Annotated in this window: 14 protein-coding genes; 12 read left to right on the top strand and 2 right to left on the bottom strand. The window is 41.7% G+C overall.

Annotated features, from left to right (window positions below; genetic code table 11):
• Positions 1–207: 207 nt before the first annotated feature.
• Entirely contained in the window at positions 208–915 is a 708-nt protein-coding gene (locus E0E36_RS24315; protein WP_013663984.1) for a tetratricopeptide repeat protein, read from the bottom strand.
• 483 nt (positions 916–1,398) lie between these two features.
• Between E0E36_RS24315 and pgi the strand changes: the two genes are divergently transcribed.
• The 10 genes from pgi (at position 1,399) to E0E36_RS24265 (ending at position 16,653) form a co-directional block, all read left to right on the top strand.
• Complete coding sequence (gene pgi / locus E0E36_RS24310; RefSeq protein WP_130858128.1) at positions 1,399–3,045, top strand: glucose-6-phosphate isomerase; 1,647 nt, start codon at positions 1,399–1,401, stop codon at positions 3,043–3,045.
• Positions 3,046–3,101: 56 nt separating this feature from the next.
• The gene (locus E0E36_RS24305; RefSeq protein WP_130858127.1) at positions 3,102–4,358 is read left to right on the top strand and encodes a PQQ-dependent sugar dehydrogenase; all 1,257 of its coding nucleotides are present in this window, start codon (positions 3,102–3,104) and stop codon (positions 4,356–4,358) included.
• Between the two features lie 574 nt (positions 4,359–4,932).
• A complete protein-coding gene (gene secA / locus E0E36_RS24300; protein WP_130858150.1) occupies positions 4,933–8,235 on the top strand; it encodes a preprotein translocase subunit SecA in 3,303 nt (1,100 codons plus the stop codon).
• 79 nt (positions 8,236–8,314) lie between these two features.
• The gene (locus E0E36_RS24295) at positions 8,315–8,791 is read left to right on the top strand and encodes an SPOR domain-containing protein (protein WP_013663980.1); all 477 of its coding nucleotides are present in this window, start codon (positions 8,315–8,317) and stop codon (positions 8,789–8,791) included.
• Between the two features lies 1 nt (position 8,792).
• Positions 8,793–9,977 carry a M20 metallopeptidase family protein gene (locus E0E36_RS24290; protein WP_130858126.1) on the top strand — a complete coding sequence of 395 codons (1,185 nt, stop codon included), beginning with the start codon at positions 8,793–8,795 and terminating at the stop codon, positions 9,975–9,977.
• Positions 9,978–10,128: 151 nt separating this feature from the next.
• The gene (locus tag E0E36_RS24285) at positions 10,129–11,457 is read left to right on the top strand and encodes a mechanosensitive ion channel family protein (protein ID WP_049795130.1); all 1,329 of its coding nucleotides are present in this window, start codon (positions 10,129–10,131) and stop codon (positions 11,455–11,457) included.
• Between the two features lie 528 nt (positions 11,458–11,985).
• Positions 11,986–13,962 carry a DNA primase gene (gene dnaG, locus E0E36_RS24280; RefSeq protein WP_130858125.1) on the top strand — a complete coding sequence of 659 codons (1,977 nt, stop codon included), beginning with the start codon at positions 11,986–11,988 and terminating at the stop codon, positions 13,960–13,962.
• Positions 13,963–13,970: 8 nt separating this feature from the next.
• Complete coding sequence (locus tag E0E36_RS24275) at positions 13,971–14,339, top strand: YraN family protein (RefSeq protein ID WP_013663976.1); 369 nt, start codon at positions 13,971–13,973, stop codon at positions 14,337–14,339.
• Positions 14,340–14,694: 355 nt separating this feature from the next.
• Positions 14,695–15,753, top strand: a complete 1,059-nt coding sequence (locus tag E0E36_RS24270; protein ID WP_157622175.1) for a glutaminyl-peptide cyclotransferase — start codon at positions 14,695–14,697, stop codon at positions 15,751–15,753.
• Between the two features lie 339 nt (positions 15,754–16,092).
• Entirely contained in the window at positions 16,093–16,653 is a 561-nt protein-coding gene (locus E0E36_RS24265) for an RNA polymerase sigma-70 factor (RefSeq protein WP_130858124.1), read from the top strand.
• 463 nt (positions 16,654–17,116) lie between these two features.
• Here the strand turns inward: E0E36_RS24265 and E0E36_RS27850 are convergent, their stop codons facing one another.
• The gene (locus E0E36_RS27850; protein ID WP_165447063.1) at positions 17,117–17,266 is read right to left on the bottom strand and encodes a hypothetical protein; all 150 of its coding nucleotides are present in this window, start codon (positions 17,264–17,266) and stop codon (positions 17,117–17,119) included.
• Positions 17,267–17,333: 67 nt separating this feature from the next.
• Here E0E36_RS27850 and E0E36_RS24260 point away from each other — a divergent pair, with 67 nt between their 5' ends.
• Entirely contained in the window at positions 17,334–18,494 is a 1,161-nt protein-coding gene (locus E0E36_RS24260; protein WP_130858123.1) for a FecR family protein, read from the top strand.
• 292 nt (positions 18,495–18,786) lie between these two features.
• Positions 18,787–22,098 carry a SusC/RagA family TonB-linked outer membrane protein gene (locus tag E0E36_RS24255; protein ID WP_207303806.1) on the top strand — a complete coding sequence of 1,104 codons (3,312 nt, stop codon included), beginning with the start codon at positions 18,787–18,789 and terminating at the stop codon, positions 22,096–22,098.
• Positions 22,099–22,108 lie beyond the last annotated feature (10 nt).

Genomic DNA, 22,108 nt, shown 5'->3' with positions numbered 1-22,108 from the left:
GCAGGCAAGTCCCAAAACATTATCACATTGGCTAATCATCACATTGGCTCATCAGCTAATTATTTCAGCTATCAGCAGTCGGCCTTCAGTCGCACGAATCCTTCTCACTATTCCCTACTTAACTACTCAACTACTTAACTACTCAACTACTTAACCATTTCCCTACTCAACAATTTAACAATACAACTGCTCAACTAAACGGTTATTTTACAGTAATTTCCTAAGTGCTTCGGCTTTCGAATGAATGGGGGCTTCTTGAGGGATTTTATCCAGCCAATTACGAGCACTTTCTTTATAATCGTCCTCTTCTTCTAGATAGGATAAGGCGATATAGTAAGCCGCGTCATACATTTGCGGTGCGTTTTCGGTGTAAATCTTCAGTAAATCTCGACGGGCAGATCCGAGGTATTTTAAATTTAAGAAAGTAAGGCCTCTATAATACCGAATATACAAATCATTGGGTTGTTCCGTTAATGCCCCGTTTAAAAGAGGCAAGGCTTCTTCGTATTTGCCTGCATTAAAAAGCTCGATAATATCGGCATATTTATTACCAACAGGTAAGCCCTCTGCGTTAACGGTGCCCATTTGAACAGATGATGCATCAATCTCTCGATATATTTTCCACGGTGACCATAAAAGGATTGTTACGAAAATGACGCCAATAGCTGTTAATGCCATCCATTTAAGTCTGTTCATATCTTGGTATCGTTTGTTTTTGGCCTTGCCGAAGGATAGTTCTTCAATAGGGGTATGATAAAGACATTCCGAGATGCTTTGATTTACGTACATGTAAAAATGAAGTTCCTGAGCCAAGTCTTCGTTTTCGTCAAGCTCGGCCTCGAAATGATGACGCTCCTTATCTGTCATACTTCCAGATAGATAACGCTCAATATTGTCATAATTTACATCAGTCATCTCGATACGTTTTTAAGATGGTTGATACCTTAATCCGCTTTAATGAATTAATATTTTTTGGCTAAAAGCTGCCTATGTTAATCCTTTATAAATTAACTGACTAATATAGGATTTGTTTGGATAAAGATATCGAAAATTTTTACATATTGTATAACAAAATGTGTTAAAAGTCAGGAAACTTTTTTGAAAATAGCGGCTACGCTGTTTAGGAATTTAGCTTTAAAAAAAGAGGTTTCCTTAATCAACTTTTTTCATCACTTGTTCGTTTTCAATAGCATTCAAGCTACTTCGTGGTTTGCGGAAGAAAGTGACTAAAGAAGATGGTCTTCTAATATTCCGTATGTAAAAGTGAAATCTTGATGTTAAAATCGGAGATTTTAAGTAGCTATTCTGTCTTAGGAAAGTAAATCTAGGCTGCGCCATCAAATGCTTTTCGCTTTTCTGCGACTAAAATTGTAGTTTCGTGAAAATTTTGATTTGCTTATGTTACCAACTGTAAATTTTACCGAAACCGATGCTTACAACTACTTGAGCAACCATTATATCAACATCGCGCCGAAACATTTACGTGATCTGTTCGCCTACGATCCGGATAGATTCGAAAAGTTCTCATTACTATTTGAAGACATTTTATTTGATTATTCAAAAAATAGGATAGATGAACAGACCGTTGCTCTTTTAGTGCAGCTTGCTCGCGAATGCCACCTGGAAGAGGCCATTGACGCCATGTTCAAAGGACTGCCGATTAATAAAACAGAAAACAGAGCGGTATTGCATACGGCATTGCGAAATATAAGCAACACACCCGTACTTGTTGATGGCCAAGATGTGATGCCTTCAGTCAATGAAGTACTGGCACATATGAAAGAATTTAGTGAAGCAGTGATTGACGGTTCTTGGAAAGGATACAGTGGTAAAGCAATAACGGATATTGTTAATATAGGAATCGGCGGTTCAGACTTAGGTCCGGTTATGGTAACGGAAGCATTGAAACCATATAAAAATCATTTAACCTTACATTTTGTATCAAATGTTGATGGAACGCATATCGCTGAGACGTTACGAAAGGTGAATGCAGAAACCACGCTCTTTTTGATTGCTTCCAAAACCTTTACCACGCAAGAAACGATGGCCAACGCTCACAGTGCGCGTGACTGGTTTTTAACCCAAGGAGGCGCCGAAAAGGATATCGCTAAGCATTTCGTCGCGTTGAGCACCAATGCTAAAGCGGTGCAAGACTTCGGTATAGATACGAAGAATATGTTTGAATTCTGGGACTGGGTTGGTGGTCGCTATTCTTTATGGAGCGCCATTGGCTTGTCGATCGTGTTGAGCATTGGTTTTGATAATTTCAAAGAACTTTTAGCGGGAGCCCACGCGGCTGATAATCACTTCAAAAATACTCCCTTAGAGGAAAATATTCCAGTTATTATGGGGGTGTTGGGTATTTGGTATAATAATTTCTTTGATTCGGAAACGCATGCGATTCTACCTTATGATCAATACCTACATCGTTTTGCGGCATACTTTCAGCAAGGCGATATGGAAAGTAATGGTAAGTATGTGGATAGAAATGGAGTGCCGGTTGAATATCAGACAGGGCCCGTTATCTGGGGCGAACCCGGAACAAATGGCCAACACGCCTTTTATCAATTGATTCACCAAGGCACGAAGATGATCCCTTGCGATTTTATTGCACCTGCTCAAACACACAATCCAATTGGGGAACACCATACGCTCCTGTTATCTAATTTCTTTGCCCAAACAGAAGCGTTAATGAATGGTAAAATGGAAGAGGAAGTGGAAGCTGAGTTGAAAAAAGCAGGGAAATCTGACGAGGAAGTAGCGGCTATTACGCCATTCAAAGTTTTTGAGGGAAACCGGCCAAGCAATTCTTTTCTTTTGAAAAAAATAACGCCCCGGAGTTTGGGAAGCTTGATTGCGTTTTATGAGCATAAAATATTTACACAAGGTATTATCTGGAATATTTTTAGTTTCGATCAATGGGGAGTTGAACTGGGTAAGCAGCTCGCTGGAAAGATATTGCCTGAGCTCAGAAACGAGGGAGACATTACCTCACATGATAGCTCCACCAACGGCTTAATCAACCAATATAAAGCTTGGCGCTAAAACAAACATTTTGGATGGCTTGGTGTTCCTTTAACATGAATAAAACGTCATCCAAAATGAATCGATATACTTATTGTCTTTTTTTTTCTTTTTTGGTTTTGATCAATGCCTGCAAAGGAAATGGGCAAAACCAAGAAGAGACGCCGGAAGCCCCAACGGATTCGGTAGGTGAGTACGGACTAAACATTACCTTAGCTGAGCCATTGGCAACGCCATCCAGTACTAAAAACTCAAAGGTAATCGGATGGCCAACAGGGAAAACACCGATTGTGGCCGCGGGCTACAAGGTTGTCAAATTTGCCGATGGTTTGCAAAATCCCCGTTGGATCTATGTCGCCCCGAATGGAGACATTTTCGTGGCCGAATCGCAGACACAAGGAGCAGGTGCGAATAGAATTACTATGTTCAAGGATACCAACGGAGATGGCGTAGCCGATAGCAAATCCCCTTTCTTGGAAGGGCTTAATAAACCCTTTGGCATGTTGATCATGGATAACAGTTTCTATGTCGCTAATACCGATGGTATTTTAAAGTATCCGTATAAGATAGGAGAAGCTAAAGTTAGTGGAAAGGGCGAGAAAATTTTGTCGTTGCCCGCAGGCGGATACAACAATCATTGGACTCGAAATTTATTGATGAAACCGGATAGCTCAAAAATATATATTAGCGTCGGGTCGGGAAGTAACGTTGGTGAACATGGGATGGAGAATGAAAGACGGAGAGCAAACATTTTGGAGATTAACCCCGATGGAAGTGGAGAACGCATTTTTGCAGCAGGACTTCGAAATCCGGTCGGCATGGCATGGGAGCCTCATACCGGTAAATTATGGACCGCAGTGAATGAGCGTGATGAGTTGGGAGACCAAATCGTTCCCGATTATATAACATCTGTGGAAGAAAATGGCTTCTATGGCTGGCCATATGCTTATTGGGGCAAAAACCCAGACCCTCGGTTGAAGGGAAAAAGAGAGGATTTGGTGGCTGAATCCATCGTTCCCGATTTTGCAGTGGGGTCACATACGGCTTCACTAGGCTTAGCTTTCGGAGCTTCAGGTAAGTTCGCAGGTGGCGCTTATGTAGGGCAACACGGATCTTGGAATCGCTCGCAATTGGTCGGATACAAAGTGCTCTTTATTCCTTTTGAAAATGGAACGCCTATAGGTGAATATAAAGATTTTTTGACGGGCTTTATAGCAAATGACGCGGAGGCTGAAGTATACGGCCGACCGGTAGGCATCGCATTTGCCAAACAAGGATATATGCTGGTCGCCGATGACGCAGGAAATACCATTTGGGCCGTGCTTCCACAATAGTTAAGTAGGGAAATGGTTAAGTAGTTGAGTAGGGAAATAGTTAAGTAGTTGAGTAGTTAAGTTATTGAGTAGGGAATAGTGAGAAGGATTCGTGCGACTGAAGGCCGACTGCTGATAGCTGAAATAATTAGCCGATGAGCCAATTAGCCGATGTGATAATTAGCCGATGTGATAATGGTTTGGGACCTGCCTGCCTTCCGATAGGGAGGTACTTTAAAGCTTACTGCCTAATGCCATCTGCTTATTGCTTAACTACAGCCTAAGCCTTTCCTAGCCAATGAATGTGCGCTCGCCAACCAATAACCAATAACCAATAACCAATAACCAACACCCAATAACTAATAACCAATAACTAATAACCAATAACTAATAACCAATAACCAATAACTAATAACTAATAACTAATAACCAACAGCGAACAATTAACAAACGGCTGAATGCCAATCTCCGAAAGCTGATTACTATTAACAAAAAATCACTAACTTTGACAATTGTATTGATGTCAATATGACGCAACATGGGATTTGGCGCATTTGTTGACACCAATAGCATATATTTTAGATTATTATTGAACATGTTAGGATTCTTAAGTAAAATTTTTGGCAGTAAATCTGATCGTGATATAAAACATATTCGTCCGTTAGTAGATAAAATCAAGGAAGAATTTGCCAAACTGGAGGGATTAAGTCATGATGAACTTCGTGCAAAGACGCTTGATTTTAAGCGACGGATTTCCGACTATTTAGCGGATATTGATGGTGAAATCAACCAGTTGAAAACAGATGCTGAGGAACCACAGGTAGAAATGGCAGAAAAAAATGCCATTTATGACAAAGTAGATAAACTGATTAAAGATCGCGATAAAAAATTAGAGGAAGTATTAATGGAAATACTTCCGGAGGCATTCGCTGTTGTGAAAGAAACGGCACGCCGATTTACTGAAAACACGACGTTAGAAGTGACAGCTAGTGAGTTCGATCGTGATCTGGCAGCGAAAAAGCCAAATGTCGAAATCAAGGGCGATAAAGCTATTTGGCATAACACATGGATTGCTGCCGGGAATCAGGTTACCTGGAATATGGTGCATTATGATGTACAGTTAATCGGTGGTATTGTTCTGCACGAAGGTAAAATTGCTGAAATGGCAACGGGTGAAGGTAAAACATTGGTAGGTACTTTACCCGCTTATTTAAACGCTTTATCCGGACAAGGTGTTCATATCGTGACGGTGAACGATTATTTGGCACGACGTGACTCCGAATGGAATGGGCCTTTATTTGAATTCCATGGTCTTCGCGTAGATTGTATCGACAAACATCAGCCAAACTCTGCGGCTCGCCGCAACGCTTATGCCGCTGATATTGTTTTCGGTACAAACAATGAATTTGGTTTCGATTATCTACGAGATAATATGGCGCAAGCACCGGAAGGCTTGGTGCAACGTAAATTACATTTTGCTATGGTGGATGAGGTTGACTCTGTACTCATTGATGATGCACGTACACCTTTAATTATATCCGGCCCAATTCCCCGTGGCGATGAACATGAATTCTATGATTTGAAACCGCGAATCGAGCGTCTGGTAAATGCACAAAAAGCGTATATCAATACGGTGTTGAACGAAGCGAAGAAAGGAATTTCAAGTGGTAATACCGATGTAGAAGGTGCTGGTATGGCCTTATTACGTGCACATAGAGGCTTACCTAAGAATAAGGCGCTCATTAAATTTCTGAGCGAAGGGAGTAATCGCCAGGTGCTTACGAAAACAGAGAACTATTACCTGCAGGAACAAAGCAAAAATATGCCAAAAGTGGATGCCGAATTGTTCTTTGTAATAGATGAGAAAAATAATCAAGTAGAGTTGACAGAAAAAGGAATTGAGCTAATCACAAGCTCAGGCGAAGATCCTCACTTTTTTGTCATGCCTGATGTAGGGACTGAAATTGCTGAGATTGAAAAGTTAGCGATCTCTGCCGAAGAAAAGGCGCAGAAGAAAGATGAACTGATGCGTGATTTTTCTATTAAATCTGAACGTATTCACTCCGTTAACCAGCTATTAAAAGCTTATACCTTGTTTGAAAAGGATGTAGAATATATCATAGATGAGGGTAAGGTTAAGATTGTCGATGAGCAGACGGGGCGTATCATGGAAGGTCGCCGTTACTCGGATGGGTTACATCAAGCAATTGAGGCGAAAGAAAATGTAAAGGTAGAAGATGCTACACAAACCTACGCGACGATAACTTTACAGAATTATTTTAGAATGTACCACAAGCTAGCAGGTATGACGGGTACGGCGGTGACGGAGGCGGGTGAGCTGTGGCAAATCTATAAGTTGGATGTGGTAGAAATACCAACCAATATCCCAATACAACGTGATGATCGGGAGGACTTGGTTTATCGTACGGCTCGTGAAAAATATAATGCAGTTGCTGAGGAAATCCAAAAGTTAACCGAGGCTGGTCGCCCGGTATTGGTAGGTACGACCTCGGTGGAAATATCAGAATTGTTGAGCCGTATGTTGAAGTTACGCGGTATCAAACACAATGTATTGAATGCTAAACTTCACCAAAGGGAAGCCGACATAGTGGCGGAAGCAGGGCAGGCGGGTACCGTGACCATCGCGACGAACATGGCGGGTCGTGGTACCGACATCAAGTTAGGACCTGGTGTTAAAGAGGCTGGTGGTTTAGCTATTGTTGGTACAGAACGACATGAATCTCGCCGCGTTGACCGTCAGTTGCGCGGTCGTGCCGGTCGCCAAGGTGACCCCGGTTCTTCGCAGTTTTTCGTTTCCTTGGAAGACAATTTAATGCGCTTATTCGGTTCCGAACGTATTTCCAACATCATGGTACGTATGGGCATTGAAGAAGGAGAGGTTATTCAGCATTCGATGATCACCAAATCGATCGAACGAGCACAGAAGAAAGTGGAAGAGAACAACTTCGGTATCCGTAAGCGTTTGCTGGAATACGATGATGTGATGAACTCACAGCGTACCGTGATCTATGCGAAACGTAGAAATGCACTATTTGGGGAACGTTTGGATGTTGATCTGAATAATACCATTTATGATGTGGTTGAAGACTTGGTTACTGAATATAAGGAAACGGGAACCTATGAGGATTTTCAATTGGAATTTATCCGTGTTTTTTCCGTTGATCCTGAGTTGAATCAAGATGCTTTTTTAAGTGGCAACATTGCCGGCTTAACAGATACCTTATTTAGCCGGGTAATCGATTTCTACCACCGCAAAGCGGAGCATATTGCAAATCAGACCTTACCGGTTTTGAAAGACGTGTATGCAACACGTGGTGAACAGATTGAAAATATTGTCGTGCCATTTACTGATGGTCTTCGTGGATTGCAGGTCGCAGCTAACCTAAAGAAAGCGGTTGAAACAAATGGAAAGGAAGTATTTAAGGCCTTCGAAAAAGGGGTTGTTTTATCCTTAATAGATGAGGCTTGGAAAGAGCATTTGCGTGAGATGGACGATTTGAAACAATCGGTGCAAAATGCAGTTTACGAACAAAAGGATCCTATCATTATTTATAAAATGGAAGCCTTTAACCTTTTCAAGGAGATGTTGGTAACCATGAATAAAGATATTGTGGCTTTCTTGTTTAAAGGAGAAATTCCGCATCAGCAGCCACAAGAAGTGCGGGAAGCACGCCGGCCTGTTCAGGAACCCAAAATGCAAGTATCTAAGCCGGAATTGGCCGCAGCAACGTCAGGAGGTGGTCTGCCCGTGGAGGATACCAGGGAAGTGCAAAAGACGCAACCTGTCAGAAATGATAATAAAATAGGAAGAAATGATCCTTGCCCTTGTGGTAGTGGGAAAAAATATAAAAATTGTCACGGTATAGGACAAGTTTAGTTCTTAGCTGTTCGTTCTTAGTTGTTGTCATTTACTCATTTACTAAGAACAATAACAAACAACGAATAACCGTTTGAATATGTTAATAACATCTTGCCTTAAACAAATTTTTATCGCTCTAGGTCTATTGCTTTTCTGTTTTATAGGAAAGGCAATTGCTCAGGATGAGAAGGGGATAGTAGAAGAACATAAAAGTATCTTAATTGAACGTCTACAGAAAGAGCGTATGTTACTGGGTAGTAACACGGTTTTGTCTCCAGCAGATGAATCCAGCAAACCCGGTGTGCCGCTGAAGACCGGTAGAAAAGTTACGGCACGCGGTTATCGGGTACAGATTTACTCTGGAAGCAATCGTAACGAAGCTTACAGCGCGCAGGCAAGGTTTAAGCAAATTTATAAAGATCTTAATACCTATGTCGGCTATCAGCAGCCTAACTATCGGGTGAAGGTAGGTGATTTTACGAGTCGGAGCCAGGCACAAGCACTTATGAATCAGCTTAAGCGGGATTTCAGTTCTGTCTTTATATTTACCGAAACGATTAACATAGAAAACTAACATGTTAAAAGAATCTATCCAAGCATTAGCTCAAACCATTTTCTCTGAGATAGTAGATACGCGCCGTCATCTTCACGCCAACCCGGAATTGTCTTTTCAAGAATACAATACCTCGGTATTTGTCAAAGAGAAATTGGATGCTTTGGGTATCGCTTGGGAAGAAATGGCGAATACTGGAATCGTTGCCCTCATTAAGGGAGAACAAGTCGGGGATGGGGTGATAGCTTTAAGGGCGGATATGGATGCTTTACCAATTAAAGAAGTAGAAGGAAGAACTTATGGATCTAAAAATATAGGTGTTATGCATGCTTGTGGTCATGATGTGCATACTTCTTCCTTATTGGGAACAGCTAAAATACTAGCTTCCTTGAAAAATCAATTTGCAGGAACTGTTAAGTTAATCTTTCAACCTGGAGAAGAAAAGCTTCCTGGAGGGGCAAGTATTATGATAAAAGAGGGAGCGCTTGAAAACCCCAAACCACAAGCTATTATCGGTCAACATGTCATGCCGCTGATCGATGCAGGTAAAGTTGGATTTAGGGCGGGGAAGTACATGGCATCTACTGATGAACTCTATGTAACGGTGAAAGGAAAGGGGGGCCACGGGGCACAACCACAACAAAATATAGACCCTATTGTTATTACCGCACATATTATTACGGCTTTGCAGCAGATCGTAAGTCGTGTAGCCGACCCCAAGATGCCTACCGTCTTGTCGTTCGGTAAAATTAATGCGGAAGGCGCTACGAATGTAATTCCGAATGAGGTTAAGCTGGAGGGAACATTTCGCACATTTGATGAAGAATGGCGCAAAGAGGCGCATAAAAAAATGAAAAAAATGGCCGAAGGCATCGCAGAAAGCATGGGCGGATCCTGTGATTTTGAAGTACGCCACGGTTACCCCTATCTTGTGAATAATGAAGCGCTAACCAAGGAAGCTCGTGGCTATGCCGTTGAATACCTTGGACAGGAAAATGTACTGGATCTAGATCTTTGGATGGCGGGAGAAGATTTCGCTTTCTATTCGCAGGTAACGGATGCTTGTTTTTATCGCTTAGGTACGCGTAATGAAGAAAAAGGAATCACGGCATCGGTACACACCCCTGATTTTGATGTCGATGAAAAAGCATTATCCATAAGTACGGGCTTAATGGCCTATATTGCTCTCAAACGTCTAGGAAACTAGCTGAAAAATCGTATCTTTGCTAATAAGGCCTTTGGCTTATGAATCTATTGGCTCTAACAGATATCTTCTGTTTTTCCGAGCTTTAACATCGTGTTTTTATTTTAACTTATCCGGCCTACGGGTTTGGATGATATTTAAAACCTATTCCACAATGGACAATTTAGAAAGCAGCTTAGAGAAATCCTCCAATTTTATTAGTGAATTCACCTATCACAAACTCATTGATCTCGGCATAAACAAAGAAGTGGCTACTTATGTGAATGTCTTTGTTCTGCTCGCAATTTTGGTATTTCTAGTTTATGCCGTACAACATGTTGTGAGAAAAGCACTGAAAATCGCTTTTACTAAAATTTACAATAGTACGCAACTTCGGTTTTTCGATTATCTGTTAAAAAACCGCTTTCCTCATTTTCTTGCACTGATAGCACCATTCAGCCTGGTGAAAAATTCGATACCGGTTGTATTTAATGACTTCCCGCATTTAATAAATCCCTTGGACATCGCCATGGAAGTTTACATGGTTTTTATGATCATATCCATTGTGATGGCCATTATAAGGTCGGGTGCCGACGTATTACGAGAAAAACCCGAATTTTCAGCTAAACCAATGGAGAGTTATCTACAGGTTATTCGGATGGTTTTCTTTCTATTTGGTGCCGTAGCTATTTTTTCCAGTATAACCGGTCAATCCCCGACGGCTTTCTTTGCCGCTATGGGCGCTGCTTCGGCGATTCTATTACTCATGTTTAAAGATACCATCATGGGGTTTGTGGCCAGCATTCAGGTAACAACCAATGATATGGTTCGTATCGGCGACTGGATCACCATGCCTAAATACGGCGCAGATGGCGACGTGGAAGAAATTAACCTAACAACCGTAAAAGTGCGTAATTTCGATAAAACGATTACCACTATTCCTACCTATACCCTTATATCCGATTCATTTCAGAATTGGCGCGGAATGCAAGAATCCGGTGGGCGTCGCATTAAAAGGGCAATCATTATTAAACAGGGCAGCATTCGCTTTGTGGGTGACGAAGAGCTTCCTCGTTTCCAAAAAATACAAGGAATTCGTGATTATATTGACGAGCGCGGAGAAGTGATTAAAAAGCACAACGAAAAAATAGGAGCAGACAGGACCGTTGCATTGAATGGGCGAAACTTTACGAACTTCGGACTTTACAGAAAATATATTGATTGGTATCTGAATAATCATCCAGGGCTTCATAAGGGCATGACGTTGATGGTTAGGCAATTGGCGCCAACTGAAAATGGCTTGCCTTTGGAGTTATATGCTTTTACCAATACAACCAAGTGGGCCGAATATGAATATATAATGGCTGATATTTTTGATCATTTAATAGCAGCAGTACCATATTTCGGATTGCAAATTTTCGAGCGAACTTCCGGGAACGATGCCTTCGGAATCAAATTTGCCAATGGACCAGAAGTAAAGAATGAAAAGCTAGGTATTAAGTAGTGATGAGTGAGGAGTGATGAGTGAGGAGTGATGAATGAGGAGTAGCAGTAGCGAAAGCGGAAACAAGTGATATGCGAATAGGCTTTTTTACTGTCCCTCCATGAGGCAGGCCATCCCTCCGGTAGGCTTTTGAATTATTGATGCTTTGTTAGTTCTTTAAGGTATCAATGAGCCCTTCGGGGTTATTGATGCTTTGTTAGTTTTTTTAAGGTATCAATGAGCCCTTCGGGGTTATTGATGCTTTGTTAGTTTTTTTAAGGTATCAATGAGCCCTTCGGGGTTATTGATGCTTTGTTAGTTTTTTTAAGGTGTCAATGAGCCCTTCGGGGTTATTGATGCTTTGTTAGTTTTTTAAGGTATCAATGAGCCCTTCGGGCTTGTTACTTATCCTGATACCTACCTGCCTGCCGGCAGGCAGGTGTCTTGCTACCAAATTCTGCACTCGCAACTAATAACTAGCAACCAACAACTAATAACTAGCAACCAACAACCACTAACCAATAACGAAAATTACTATCTTTACCAAGAATGATTAAGCAGGAAACAATCGGGAAAATTTTGGATGCCGCTCGTATCGAAGAAGTGGTGGGTGACTTTGTGGACTTAAAGAAACGGGGAACGAGCTTAATTGGTGTTTGCCCATTCCATAATGAAAAGACACCTTCTTTTCATGTTTCTGTAAGCAAGGGTATTTATAAGTGTTTTGGTTGTGGCGCTGGAGGGGATTCAGTACGCTTTGTTATGGAGCTTGAGAAATATTCCTACCCGGAAGCGTTACGCTACTTGGCGCAGAAATATAATATAGAAGTTGAGGAGGTTGAACTATCTCCGGAGCAGGCGGCGGCAAGCGACAAGCGCGAAAGCCTATTGATCATTACCAATTGGGCGGCTAAATTTTTCCGTGAAAGCCTCTGGGATACAGAGGACGGTCAGGCTATCGGTCTGAGTTATTTTCGCGAACGGGGTTATCGGGATGATATCATTAAAAAGTTCGAACTGGGTTATTCCCCCGAAGCATGGGCAGCTTTATATGAAGAAGCCGTAAAGGGTGGCTTCAGCGAAGAATTCTTGGACGAAACAGGCTTGATAATTCGTAGAGATGACGGGAAACGTTATGATCGGTTCCGAGGGCGGGTGATGTTTCCTATACATAACCTGACAGGACGTGTCTTGGGTTTTGGAGGAAGAACGCTCAAAACAGATAAGAAGACGCCGAAATATGTTAACTCACCTGAGAGCTTAATTTATCATAAATCCGATGTTCTTTACGGTTTATACTTTGCCAAGAAGGCAATAACGGACCAGGATAATTGTTTTCTCGTGGAAGGTTATGCGGATGTGATTTCCATGCACCAGGCGGGCGTCGAAAACGTGGTTGCCTCCTCAGGAACTTCATTGACCACTGGTCAAATCCGACTGATTTCAAGATTTACGCGAAATGTAACCATTTTATACGATGGCGATGCTGCGGGTATCAAAGCATCGTTAAGGGGAATGGATATGTTGTTAGAAGAAGGGATGAACGTTAAAGTGCTCCTTTTTCCCGACGGAGACGATCCGGATTCTTTTGCCATGAAACATGGCGCAATGCAATTCAAACAATATATAGCGGAAAACAGTAAGGATTTTATTTTTTACAAGACCGACATTCTACTCAAAGATGCCGGGAATGACCCCGTAAAACGTGCGGGTGTTATTCATGATGTGGTAGACAGTATCGCGCTTATTCCCGATGATATTAAGGCTTCTGTATTTATACGAGAATGTAGCCGATTGTTGGATATTGAAGAACGTTTGTTGATCGCAGAATTAAACAAACAAAAGCTGCAAGCAATCAAGAAAAATCAAAAGTCTTCGGATTCATCTGCTGCTGCAAACGCTCCCTTTGGTGGAGATGAGCCACCTCCTGACCTGTTTATGGACCCGCGGGATATGGCGGAAACACGCTCGCAGGAGGAACTGCAGCCCGCACTATCGCAATCTATCGCTTTACAGGAGCGTGAGATTATCCGCTTGCTCATTAATTATGGACAAATACCCGCGAAATGGGAACAGGACTACCCCATTGCCTTCGTGTTATTTGCAGGTTTGCAAGACATTGAGTTTGCAGATCCTTTGTGTCAAAAGATCATAACCATTTACTTGGAATTTATTGAACGCGAGGAATTACCGGACGAACGCTATTTTATTAGTCATGCAGATCGCGAAATTGCAGATTTGGCTATTTCCCTGCTTTCATCGCCGTATAGCCTAAGCCCTAATTGGAACGATGAGAAACGAAAGATTTATGTATCTCAAGAAACAGATAATTTAAAAAATGCAGTATTGGGAGCGCTTTATCGTATAAAGAAACGGAAGGTAGAACAAAATATGCAGGAAGTTAGAGAGGCCTTGAAAATAGAGCATAATGAAGCGAATTTGGAAATCCTTATCGACAAATATCAAAAGCTAAAGATGATGGAAAAGGAGTTGACAGGTTACTTGGGAACTGTGATTGTTAAATAATTCAATGAATGGCTACGCATCAGATAACCGGTTCGGATGGAGAACGGGCCGCACTGCAGTATTTATTGCATCAGGGCTATTATTTGGTGAAGCAGAATTGGCGCTATAAGCATCTAGAGGTCGACTTGATCATGAAAGATGGGACTCAATTGGTCTTTGTTGAAGTAAAAACCCGGTCTAGTAGCGGTTTTGGACTTCCTTACGAAGCCGTTAATTGGCAAAAACAACGTAAGCTATCACAAGCGGCAACCATTTATATTCGTCAACATCACTATGCGGGTGAGATCCGTTTCGATATCGTTTCTATTTTTGCAAATAAAGATAAAAAATATAATATCCGACATATCAAAGACGCCTTTTGGCCTAGGTATTCTTAGTTATTGGTTATTGGTTATTTGTTATTCGTTATTTGTTATTAGTTATTGGTTAGTTGTTATTAGTTATTAGTTATTGGTGTCTGGTTATGACGTACTTTTGTGAGGACAGGTTTAGTATCAGGACACCTGCCTGCCGGCAGGCAGGTAAGTATCAGGTATCAAGACGTAGGTATCAGGATAAGTAGAAAAGAGATTCATCACTCATGATTCCTGCCTACCGGCAGGCAGGCAACACTCATCACTACTTAACGTCTCAACTACTCAACAATTAACTATACCTAAAATATTACTATTCTCTAAGTTTGTATCATAGGAATAAATTATGTCATATACACTACATCTTCTATATTTGTGTATGAACAAATTTTTGCTTCTGGCATTGACTGCCTTATGTAGTGTGGCGGCTTGTGATCGAGAAAAATCGAATAATTCATCCAATAAATCGTTGAGCTTTAGCGCTGTTGAACCAGGATCTTTGATCAACAAAGGCGACAGTGTTTCTCTGCAACTCAGTTTACCGGCAGACCTTTCTTTTGATTCAATTGCTTATTCATTAAATGATAAGCCTTATGTAACGGTAAAAGACAGTGGCGCCGTTTGGTTAAAGACAGATAGTTTGGGTATGGGAAGTCAGCTTATCACTGCTAATGTCTTTAAGGCAGGGCAGTCAGAAAGCGCTAGTACGAATATTGTTGTTGTAGCATCCAAACTTCCTGAACAATACAGTTTTACGGTGGTTAATACGTATCCGCACGATGCTCACGCTTATACGCAGGGTCTAGAATATCATGATGGCTTTCTGTATGAAAGCACTGGACAGCGCGGACAATCAACCCTGCGGAAAGTGGAGTTAAAAACCGGTAAGGTTGTAAAGAAAATCGATCTCCCCTCCAAATATTTTGGAGAAGGAATGACCTTTGTCGGTGATAAAATTGTTCAGTTAACCTGGGAAGAAGGCGTTGGATTTGTGTATGATAGAAACTCTTTCGAAAAGGTGGGAGAATTTCCTTACCAAGCAAGCAAAGAGGGTTGGGGATTATGCTTTGACGGACAGCGTCTGATCAAATCAGATGGTAGCAACCGTCTTTATTTCCTAAATAAAGATAATTTTAAAGAGGAAGGCTTTATCGAAGTATATAACCACAAAGGTCCTGTTGATAAGTTGAACGAATTGGAGTACATTGATGGAAAAATCTATGCCAACGTTTATTACTCTGATGTCGTCGTGGTAATCGATCCACATTCAGGACAAGTGGAGGCTGAGATTAATCTTATTGGCTTGTTGCCTCAGAAAGATGTGACCGAAGATACCAATGTACTCAATGGGATCGCTTATGATCAGCAGGGTAAACATCTCTACGTAACAGGCAAAAACTGGGATAAACTATTTGAAATTAAGTTATTGGGACGATGAGAAGTAATAGAGTATATGCGCATTGAGTGAGGAGTAATGAGTGCCTTGTCATGAGTTCAACGCTTATTGTCCATAGTTACAGTCGAAAGCCGACATCCGATCCGATAGCTGAAAGCTAATACCTAAACCTTATACCTACAGCTTGGTCGGTACCGACCGACAGCTGATATCAAAACACGCAATCGGTTGCGTTTGCAAAGGATTTGCATTTCATCTAAAAAGTTTCTACACTTGATCGATACAATCAATCTTTCTGATAAGAATCGCTAGTTCAATTATATTAACCAATACTAAGCAGGGTATTTACTAGATATTGATTATCTAATACATAGGTGCTTTATGATGAATGAACCCAATTACATGGACCAACCGAATCGTTTGTCAGTTGAAGACTTATTCAAAAAGTATTATCTGCGTTTGTTTGAATTCGCGTATAAGCTTTCGGGCAATGAGGAGGAAGCGGAAGATTTGGTGCAGGACGCTTTCGTTGTCTTCTGTGAACAGACAAATGGTACGCTTTGGAGCGAACATGCCATTAAATCATATTTGTATACAACCATTAAACATGATGCGTTCAATCGATTTAGACACCATAAGGTGGTCGAAAAATATCAAAAACAGCATCCGGACCAATTATTAGAAGATTTTCAGATCGATAACTTTTTAATTCATGCAGAAGTTCTCGGGGAATTAATGGCCGCCTTAGATAAGCTTCCGGGAGGCTGTGCCATGATATGCAGGATGGGATACTTGGAAGGACTAAAGAACCCGCAAATTGCTGAGCTTTTAGGTATAAGTATCCATACTGTAAAAAGTCAAAAACAGCGAGCCCTTCATCTACTCAAAGAGCAATTGAAGCCCGAGCTTTTTACGGTGCTTCTTGTCACCTTGTTAAAATAAGCTTGCAGTACCACGAGTATTCAATCGCATATACTTCGTAATAGCGCTTAGATTAAAAGAAGGATTATTTTAGTCATATTTTTATTCTCTTTAATTTCATCTCACTTTACCTTCGATGCAAAGTGAGGCAAACATCAAGGCTGTCCAGTTCTCGCTAAAAATTCGGTTCCTATCCCTCTGTTCTGCGGAGCCGCCCCTATTCACAATTCCTTCCCTTCGCTTTTTCGCATAGCACTTTAGCCCGCCCTGCTAACCGAATTTTCTTTACGCTCACCCTGGAAGGCCGTTTTACCCTGCGCCATCACCCAGACGCATAGCCGTTCCGAAGGACGTCAATGGCCTAGTCTGTGGAGGCAGCAACCGGCAGTCAAAGATGCCCCTTCACCATTATTATGCGAAGCAGACGGTAATCAGTGAATCGACGAACGAAGGACATGCCATTGTGTAAGAGGGTGGCTCCGATTCACGGATGGGCATCTTGACCACGGGTTGCAACGGAATAGACAAGCCGAAGCACCTTGCCCCACTTGGGTGCGTCCAAGTGGGATGTATAAAATAAACCTTTGATTTCATTAGGCAGTTGCTTTTCCTGAGCAACCTGTATTTTCTTCATAATTTTTTTCATTTTCTTCCATACTTTTTTTATCCGAAGGTGCTTTAGCAGTATATAACGAAGAGGTATGTACGACGACCCACTGGAAAAGGCTCGATTGATAGCCGGGTACATTCAAGGTACACTTTCTGAGCAGGAGGAGTCTCAATTTTTAGATTTACTGGAGCGAGACAAAAACCTGCAAGATCTGTTGGAAATGTATAAGGACACACCAACGATAGCAAGTCGTATAAAGACTTTAAAAGAAAGGGATACCGAAAAGGCTTGGAATCGCTTTAAAGAAAAAGCAAATAAGGGATCCAGGCGCCGAATAAATTCCTTTTGGATAAGTATCGCTGCGGGCATCGCTTTATTCTTAACCTTTACGCTCAAGCACTTTAATCACCGAGACAATAAGGTAATTCCTGACAGTTCCCATCGCTATGCGAATGATGTGTTACCTGGTGAAAGTAAGGCGAAATTAGTGCTTTCCGACGGTAGTGCCATTCACCTTGGTAGCAAATCGGTGGCGCTTAATGAACATGATGGGACGAATATGCAGGGAACTAAAGAAGAACTGATCTATCGAGGAGAAAAGGCAAGCGCGGCCCGGTTAATCTATAATACACTTTTTGTTCCTCCCGGGGGTAACTACCGTCTTACCTTACCTGACGGAACAAAGGTTTGGCTTAATGCCGCATCAAAACTTGTTTTTCCGGTCAGTTTTGCTAATAATGAAAGGCTAGTTACCTTGGAAGGTGAGGCCTATTTTGAAGTGGCAAGGGACAAAAAGCGCCCTTTTAAAGTCACAATGAATGATACAAAAATTACTGTTTTAGGGACAAGCTTTAACGCACGATCCTATGAAAAGGAAAGCATGACAACCCTCGTTAGTGGCGCGGTAAAAGTTCATTACGGCAGCAGCCTATATGATCTAAAACCGGGGCAATGTGCCGTCGCTGATGGTAATGATCTTAACATAGGAACTGCTGATATTGAAAAAGCTCTTGCGTGGAAAGAAGGACACTTTTTATTCAATGAAGATGCCATCAAACCTATTTTAGAGGAAGTTGCTCGCTGGTATGATCTCGAACTATCATACAAAGGAAAACTTCCCGATATCCATATTGGTGGCAGTATCAGTCGAAAAGAGAGGTTAAGCGAAGTACTCGAAATGCTGAAAGAAGTAAGCGGATTGAATTTTAATGTGAACGGACGAAAGCTCCAAATTATAGCAAATCCTAGTTGAAATGAACTTGAAATCAAAACCAACCTAATAGTTAGTAAAAACGTCAAACGAATACCGGGAGTGGGCCAACACTCCCGGTAAAAGTTAAGGCACTCGTATTATGATTGAAGGATATAATAACCAAACCCTAACTATACGAAAGTATGAAATATCCAGGTAGTATAAGCACTACAAATGTGAATAAATTAGACCGAATATTCCATATGGACGTAGCAGCAAAACAGATATGAATCGTTTATCTCGAGAGAAAGCGTCGGGAAGGAAGACGCTTTACTTACAAATTGTAAGGATTATGAAATTAACATGGCTGATGGTCTTTGTCTTTTCGTGGGGTGTCTATGCAGCAGGGAAGGCGCAACAGGTCAGCATATCGCTAGAGAATGCGCCACTGAAAGAGGTATTGCAAGCACTGAAAAGACAGACACACTATCGTTTCCTTTACAACGAGGAACAGCTGAAGGCGGCAGGTACTGTTTCCTTAAAGCTACATAACGTGCCGGTGGAGGAAGTTTTGCAAAAGGCTTTAAATAGCAAAAAATTGCAATATAAGAGACATAACACCACCATCACGATTGCTCCTGTTTCAGCTCTAAGCTCAAGCCGCGAAATGATGCAGCAACAGGACCTGGATATACGCGGTACGGTCCGAGATTCGGTAGCGGCATTGACGGGTGTTTCGGTATTTGTGAAGGGCAGGGCATCTAACGGTACCACGACTAATGCGAATGGGCAGTATCAGTTAAAAGTGCCTGAGGGGGCTACCCTAGTCTTCCGATTTATCGGTTATGCCGAAAAGGAGGTTCCCGTAACAAACGCCGGAACTATTGATGTTGTTTTGAGCAATATCGAATCGCGACTAGATGAAGTGGTAGTTGTTGGTTATGGTACACAAAAGAAAGGAGATTTGACGGGCTCAATCGCTTCGCTAAGTGCCGATGACTTAACAAAAGGAGGCGCGATCAGTAATGTCGCGCAGGCTATTCAGGGACGTGCATCCGGTGTAGTAGTCACACAAAACTCAAAAGCCCCAGGTGGAAGTATGTCTATTCGCATACGTGGCTCCAACTCAGTAAGTAGCAGTAATGAACCGCTTTATGTCATTGACGGTTTCCCCAGCAATAATGGGGTCAACATTAATCCAGACGACATTGCGTCTATGGAAATTTTAAAAGATGCATCCGCTACGGCTATTTATGGCTCACGGGGTGCTAACGGTGTGGTGATGATTACCACAAAACGGGGTAAAGCTGGGCAAAGCAATGTCGCTTACAACGGATATATCGGAACGCAAAAGGCAATCAATCCTTATCATTTGCTGGACGGTAAATCCTATATGTTGCTTGCTAATGAGTTGTATAAAGAAATCAACGGACAGGAAGGAATTGAGAATGGTGTTTATACGCAATCGCAATTGAATTCAACCATCAACACAGATTGGGTGAAAGAAGCTACTCGAACCGCTACCGTACAAAATCATAATCTACAATTTACAGGTGGGAGTGAGAAGACGAAGGTATTAAGCAGTGTGGGTTACTTCGATCAAAAGGGGATTCTAAAAACTACCGACTTCAAACGTGTATCCGGAAGAGTCAACATCGATCAAACTATTAATGATTATGTACGTGCAGGTGCTTCCATCTTTGGTCAAAGAGAAAATTCCAACTACCAAATATATGATGGAAATATCTTGAATTCCAATGTGCTCTACAGTGTGCTGACTTATGATCCCACCGTTCCGGTATATGATGCGAATGGTGCCTTTGGCCGTCCTCCCGGAGGAAGAGGAGACAACCCACTTGCAAATTTAATGGCTCGTCAGAACGATGTACAAAAGGATAAGCTTAATGGGAACGTTTATTTGGAGATAAAACCATTTGAAGGCCTAACTGCACGGTTTGACGCGGGCACCGAAATTCTGCATGATCAATTGGGTACTTACTTGTCGCAAGACTCTTATCAAGGTAGTATCGATAAGGGAGTAGCCTCCCAGTCGGATTATAACCTGACCCACAATTTAGCGGACATGTTTATTACCTACGATAAAGGTTTCGGCAAGCATCACCTAAATCTAATGGGCGGTTACTCTTATGAAAAATTTACAAATAGTAATAAGGGAATCAATGTGTATGGATTCTCAACAGACTTGTATGGTTATAACAACCTGGGTGCGGCATCTACCATCTCGGGTGTCAATTCTTATAAATCGGAAAATATGCTGATTTCATTTTTCGGTCGGGCAAATTATTCTTTTGATGATAAATACCTGTTTACTTTCACCGTAAGGCACGATGGTTCTTCGCGCTTTGGCTCCGACAACAAATGGGGCACCTTTCCTTCCGGATCTTTCGCCTGGAAGTTGATCAACGAATCTTTTATGCGAAACCAACAATTGTTCTCCGATCTTAAGTTGCGTCTGGGTTATGGTAAAACCGGGAATGAACGGATTGGGAATTATGCTTCTTACGGATTAATGAGCAATGCCAATTATACCTTTGATGGAATCAATAATACCAGTGGTACCTATTTAAATAGCTCATCACCTGCTAATACAAGACTTAAATGGGAGACGACCAGCCAGTACGATGCCGGAATAGACTTCGCTTTGTTGAATGATCGTATTGCCGTTACCATGGACGCTTACTATAAAAAGACAAGCGACCTCTTGATTAAATTGAATTTACCTCTGTACTCCGGATATTCCTCTGGTCAAAGTAATGTTGGTTCTGTTTCCAATAAGGGATTTGAGTTCGCTATCGCTACAAAAAATTTAACCGGAGCTTTCACCTGGGACACGAAATTGAATTTTGCCATGAACCGCAATAAAGTGCTTGATCTTGGTGGCGATAACGATATCTTTATTACTTCTTCCAAGCCAATGGGAACCGTTTCTGAAGAGGCTTATGCCATTATTCGCGAAGGAGAGCCGCTCGGTTCGCTTTTTGGATACAAATATATTGGCGTTATTCAGCAGGGAGAAGCCTACGCGGCACAACCTAATTCGAAAGCCGGCGATCCGAAATTTGCCGATGTCAATGGAGATGGTATTATTACCGCTGCGGATAGAACAATCATCGGATCTGCTTATCCAAAGCTTACCTATGGAATCACCAATACCTTCGCTTACAAAAATTTCGACTTATCTGTTTTCATTTATGGGAATTTGGGTAACGACCTGCTAAATATGACGCGCATGAATTTGGAATGGAATCGTTCTACAGATGCATTGAATCGCTGGACACCCGAAAATACCAACACCGACTTGCCTCGAAATGGATTCTATTATACAGAATATGGGGGGTATGTGAATGATCATTTTGTGGAAGACGCCTCCTTTTTGCGGTTAAAAAATTTAACATTAGGCTACACAGTACCCCTAAAAACCAAAGCGATGCAATCATTACGCATATATGTAATGGCTGAAAATCTGTTTACAATCAGTGGTTATTCAGGCTGGGATCCAGAGGTCGACACGAAAGGCTATGAAAATGATGCGCTGATTAAATATAGTTCCAATGCGCAAACGGCTAACGCGGGTGCTGGTTTGGACTTTAACTCTTATCCTAGCATGCGTGCCTTTACTTTTGGTGTTAATGTTAACTTTTAAAGAAAAAAAA

This window comes from Olivibacter jilunii, assembly GCF_900607235.1.
Lineage (GTDB): Bacteria > Bacteroidota > Bacteroidia > Sphingobacteriales > Sphingobacteriaceae > Olivibacter > Olivibacter oleidegradans.
This window is presented reverse-complemented; position numbering and strand designations above follow the sequence as displayed.

What these genes read in the sequence shown, in the direction of transcription:
- E0E36_RS24315 (WP_013663984.1), bottom strand. Translation starts at nt 915, where the DNA reads ATGACTGATGTAAATTATGACAATATTGAGCGTTATCTATCTGGAAGT.
- pgi (WP_130858128.1), top strand. Translation starts at nt 1,399, where the DNA reads ATGTTACCAACTGTAAATTTTACCGAAACCGATGCTTACAACTACTTG.
- E0E36_RS24305 (WP_130858127.1), top strand. Translation starts at nt 3,102, where the DNA reads ATGAATCGATATACTTATTGTCTTTTTTTTTCTTTTTTGGTTTTGATC.
- secA (WP_130858150.1), top strand. Translation starts at nt 4,933, where the DNA reads ATGTTAGGATTCTTAAGTAAAATTTTTGGCAGTAAATCTGATCGTGAT.
- E0E36_RS24295 (WP_013663980.1), top strand. Translation starts at nt 8,315, where the DNA reads ATGTTAATAACATCTTGCCTTAAACAAATTTTTATCGCTCTAGGTCTA.
- E0E36_RS24290 (WP_130858126.1), top strand. Translation starts at nt 8,793, where the DNA reads ATGTTAAAAGAATCTATCCAAGCATTAGCTCAAACCATTTTCTCTGAG.
- E0E36_RS24285 (WP_049795130.1), top strand. Translation starts at nt 10,129, where the DNA reads ATGGACAATTTAGAAAGCAGCTTAGAGAAATCCTCCAATTTTATTAGT.
- dnaG (WP_130858125.1), top strand. Translation starts at nt 11,986, where the DNA reads ATGATTAAGCAGGAAACAATCGGGAAAATTTTGGATGCCGCTCGTATC.
- E0E36_RS24275 (WP_013663976.1), top strand. Translation starts at nt 13,971, where the DNA reads ATGGCTACGCATCAGATAACCGGTTCGGATGGAGAACGGGCCGCACTG.
- E0E36_RS24270 (WP_157622175.1), top strand. Translation starts at nt 14,695, where the DNA reads ATGAACAAATTTTTGCTTCTGGCATTGACTGCCTTATGTAGTGTGGCG.
- E0E36_RS24265 (WP_130858124.1), top strand. Translation starts at nt 16,093, where the DNA reads ATGATGAATGAACCCAATTACATGGACCAACCGAATCGTTTGTCAGTT.
- E0E36_RS27850 (WP_165447063.1), bottom strand. Translation starts at nt 17,266, where the DNA reads ATGAAGAAAATACAGGTTGCTCAGGAAAAGCAACTGCCTAATGAAATC.
- E0E36_RS24260 (WP_130858123.1), top strand. Translation starts at nt 17,334, where the DNA reads ATGTACGACGACCCACTGGAAAAGGCTCGATTGATAGCCGGGTACATT.
- E0E36_RS24255 (WP_207303806.1), top strand. Translation starts at nt 18,787, where the DNA reads ATGAAATTAACATGGCTGATGGTCTTTGTCTTTTCGTGGGGTGTCTAT.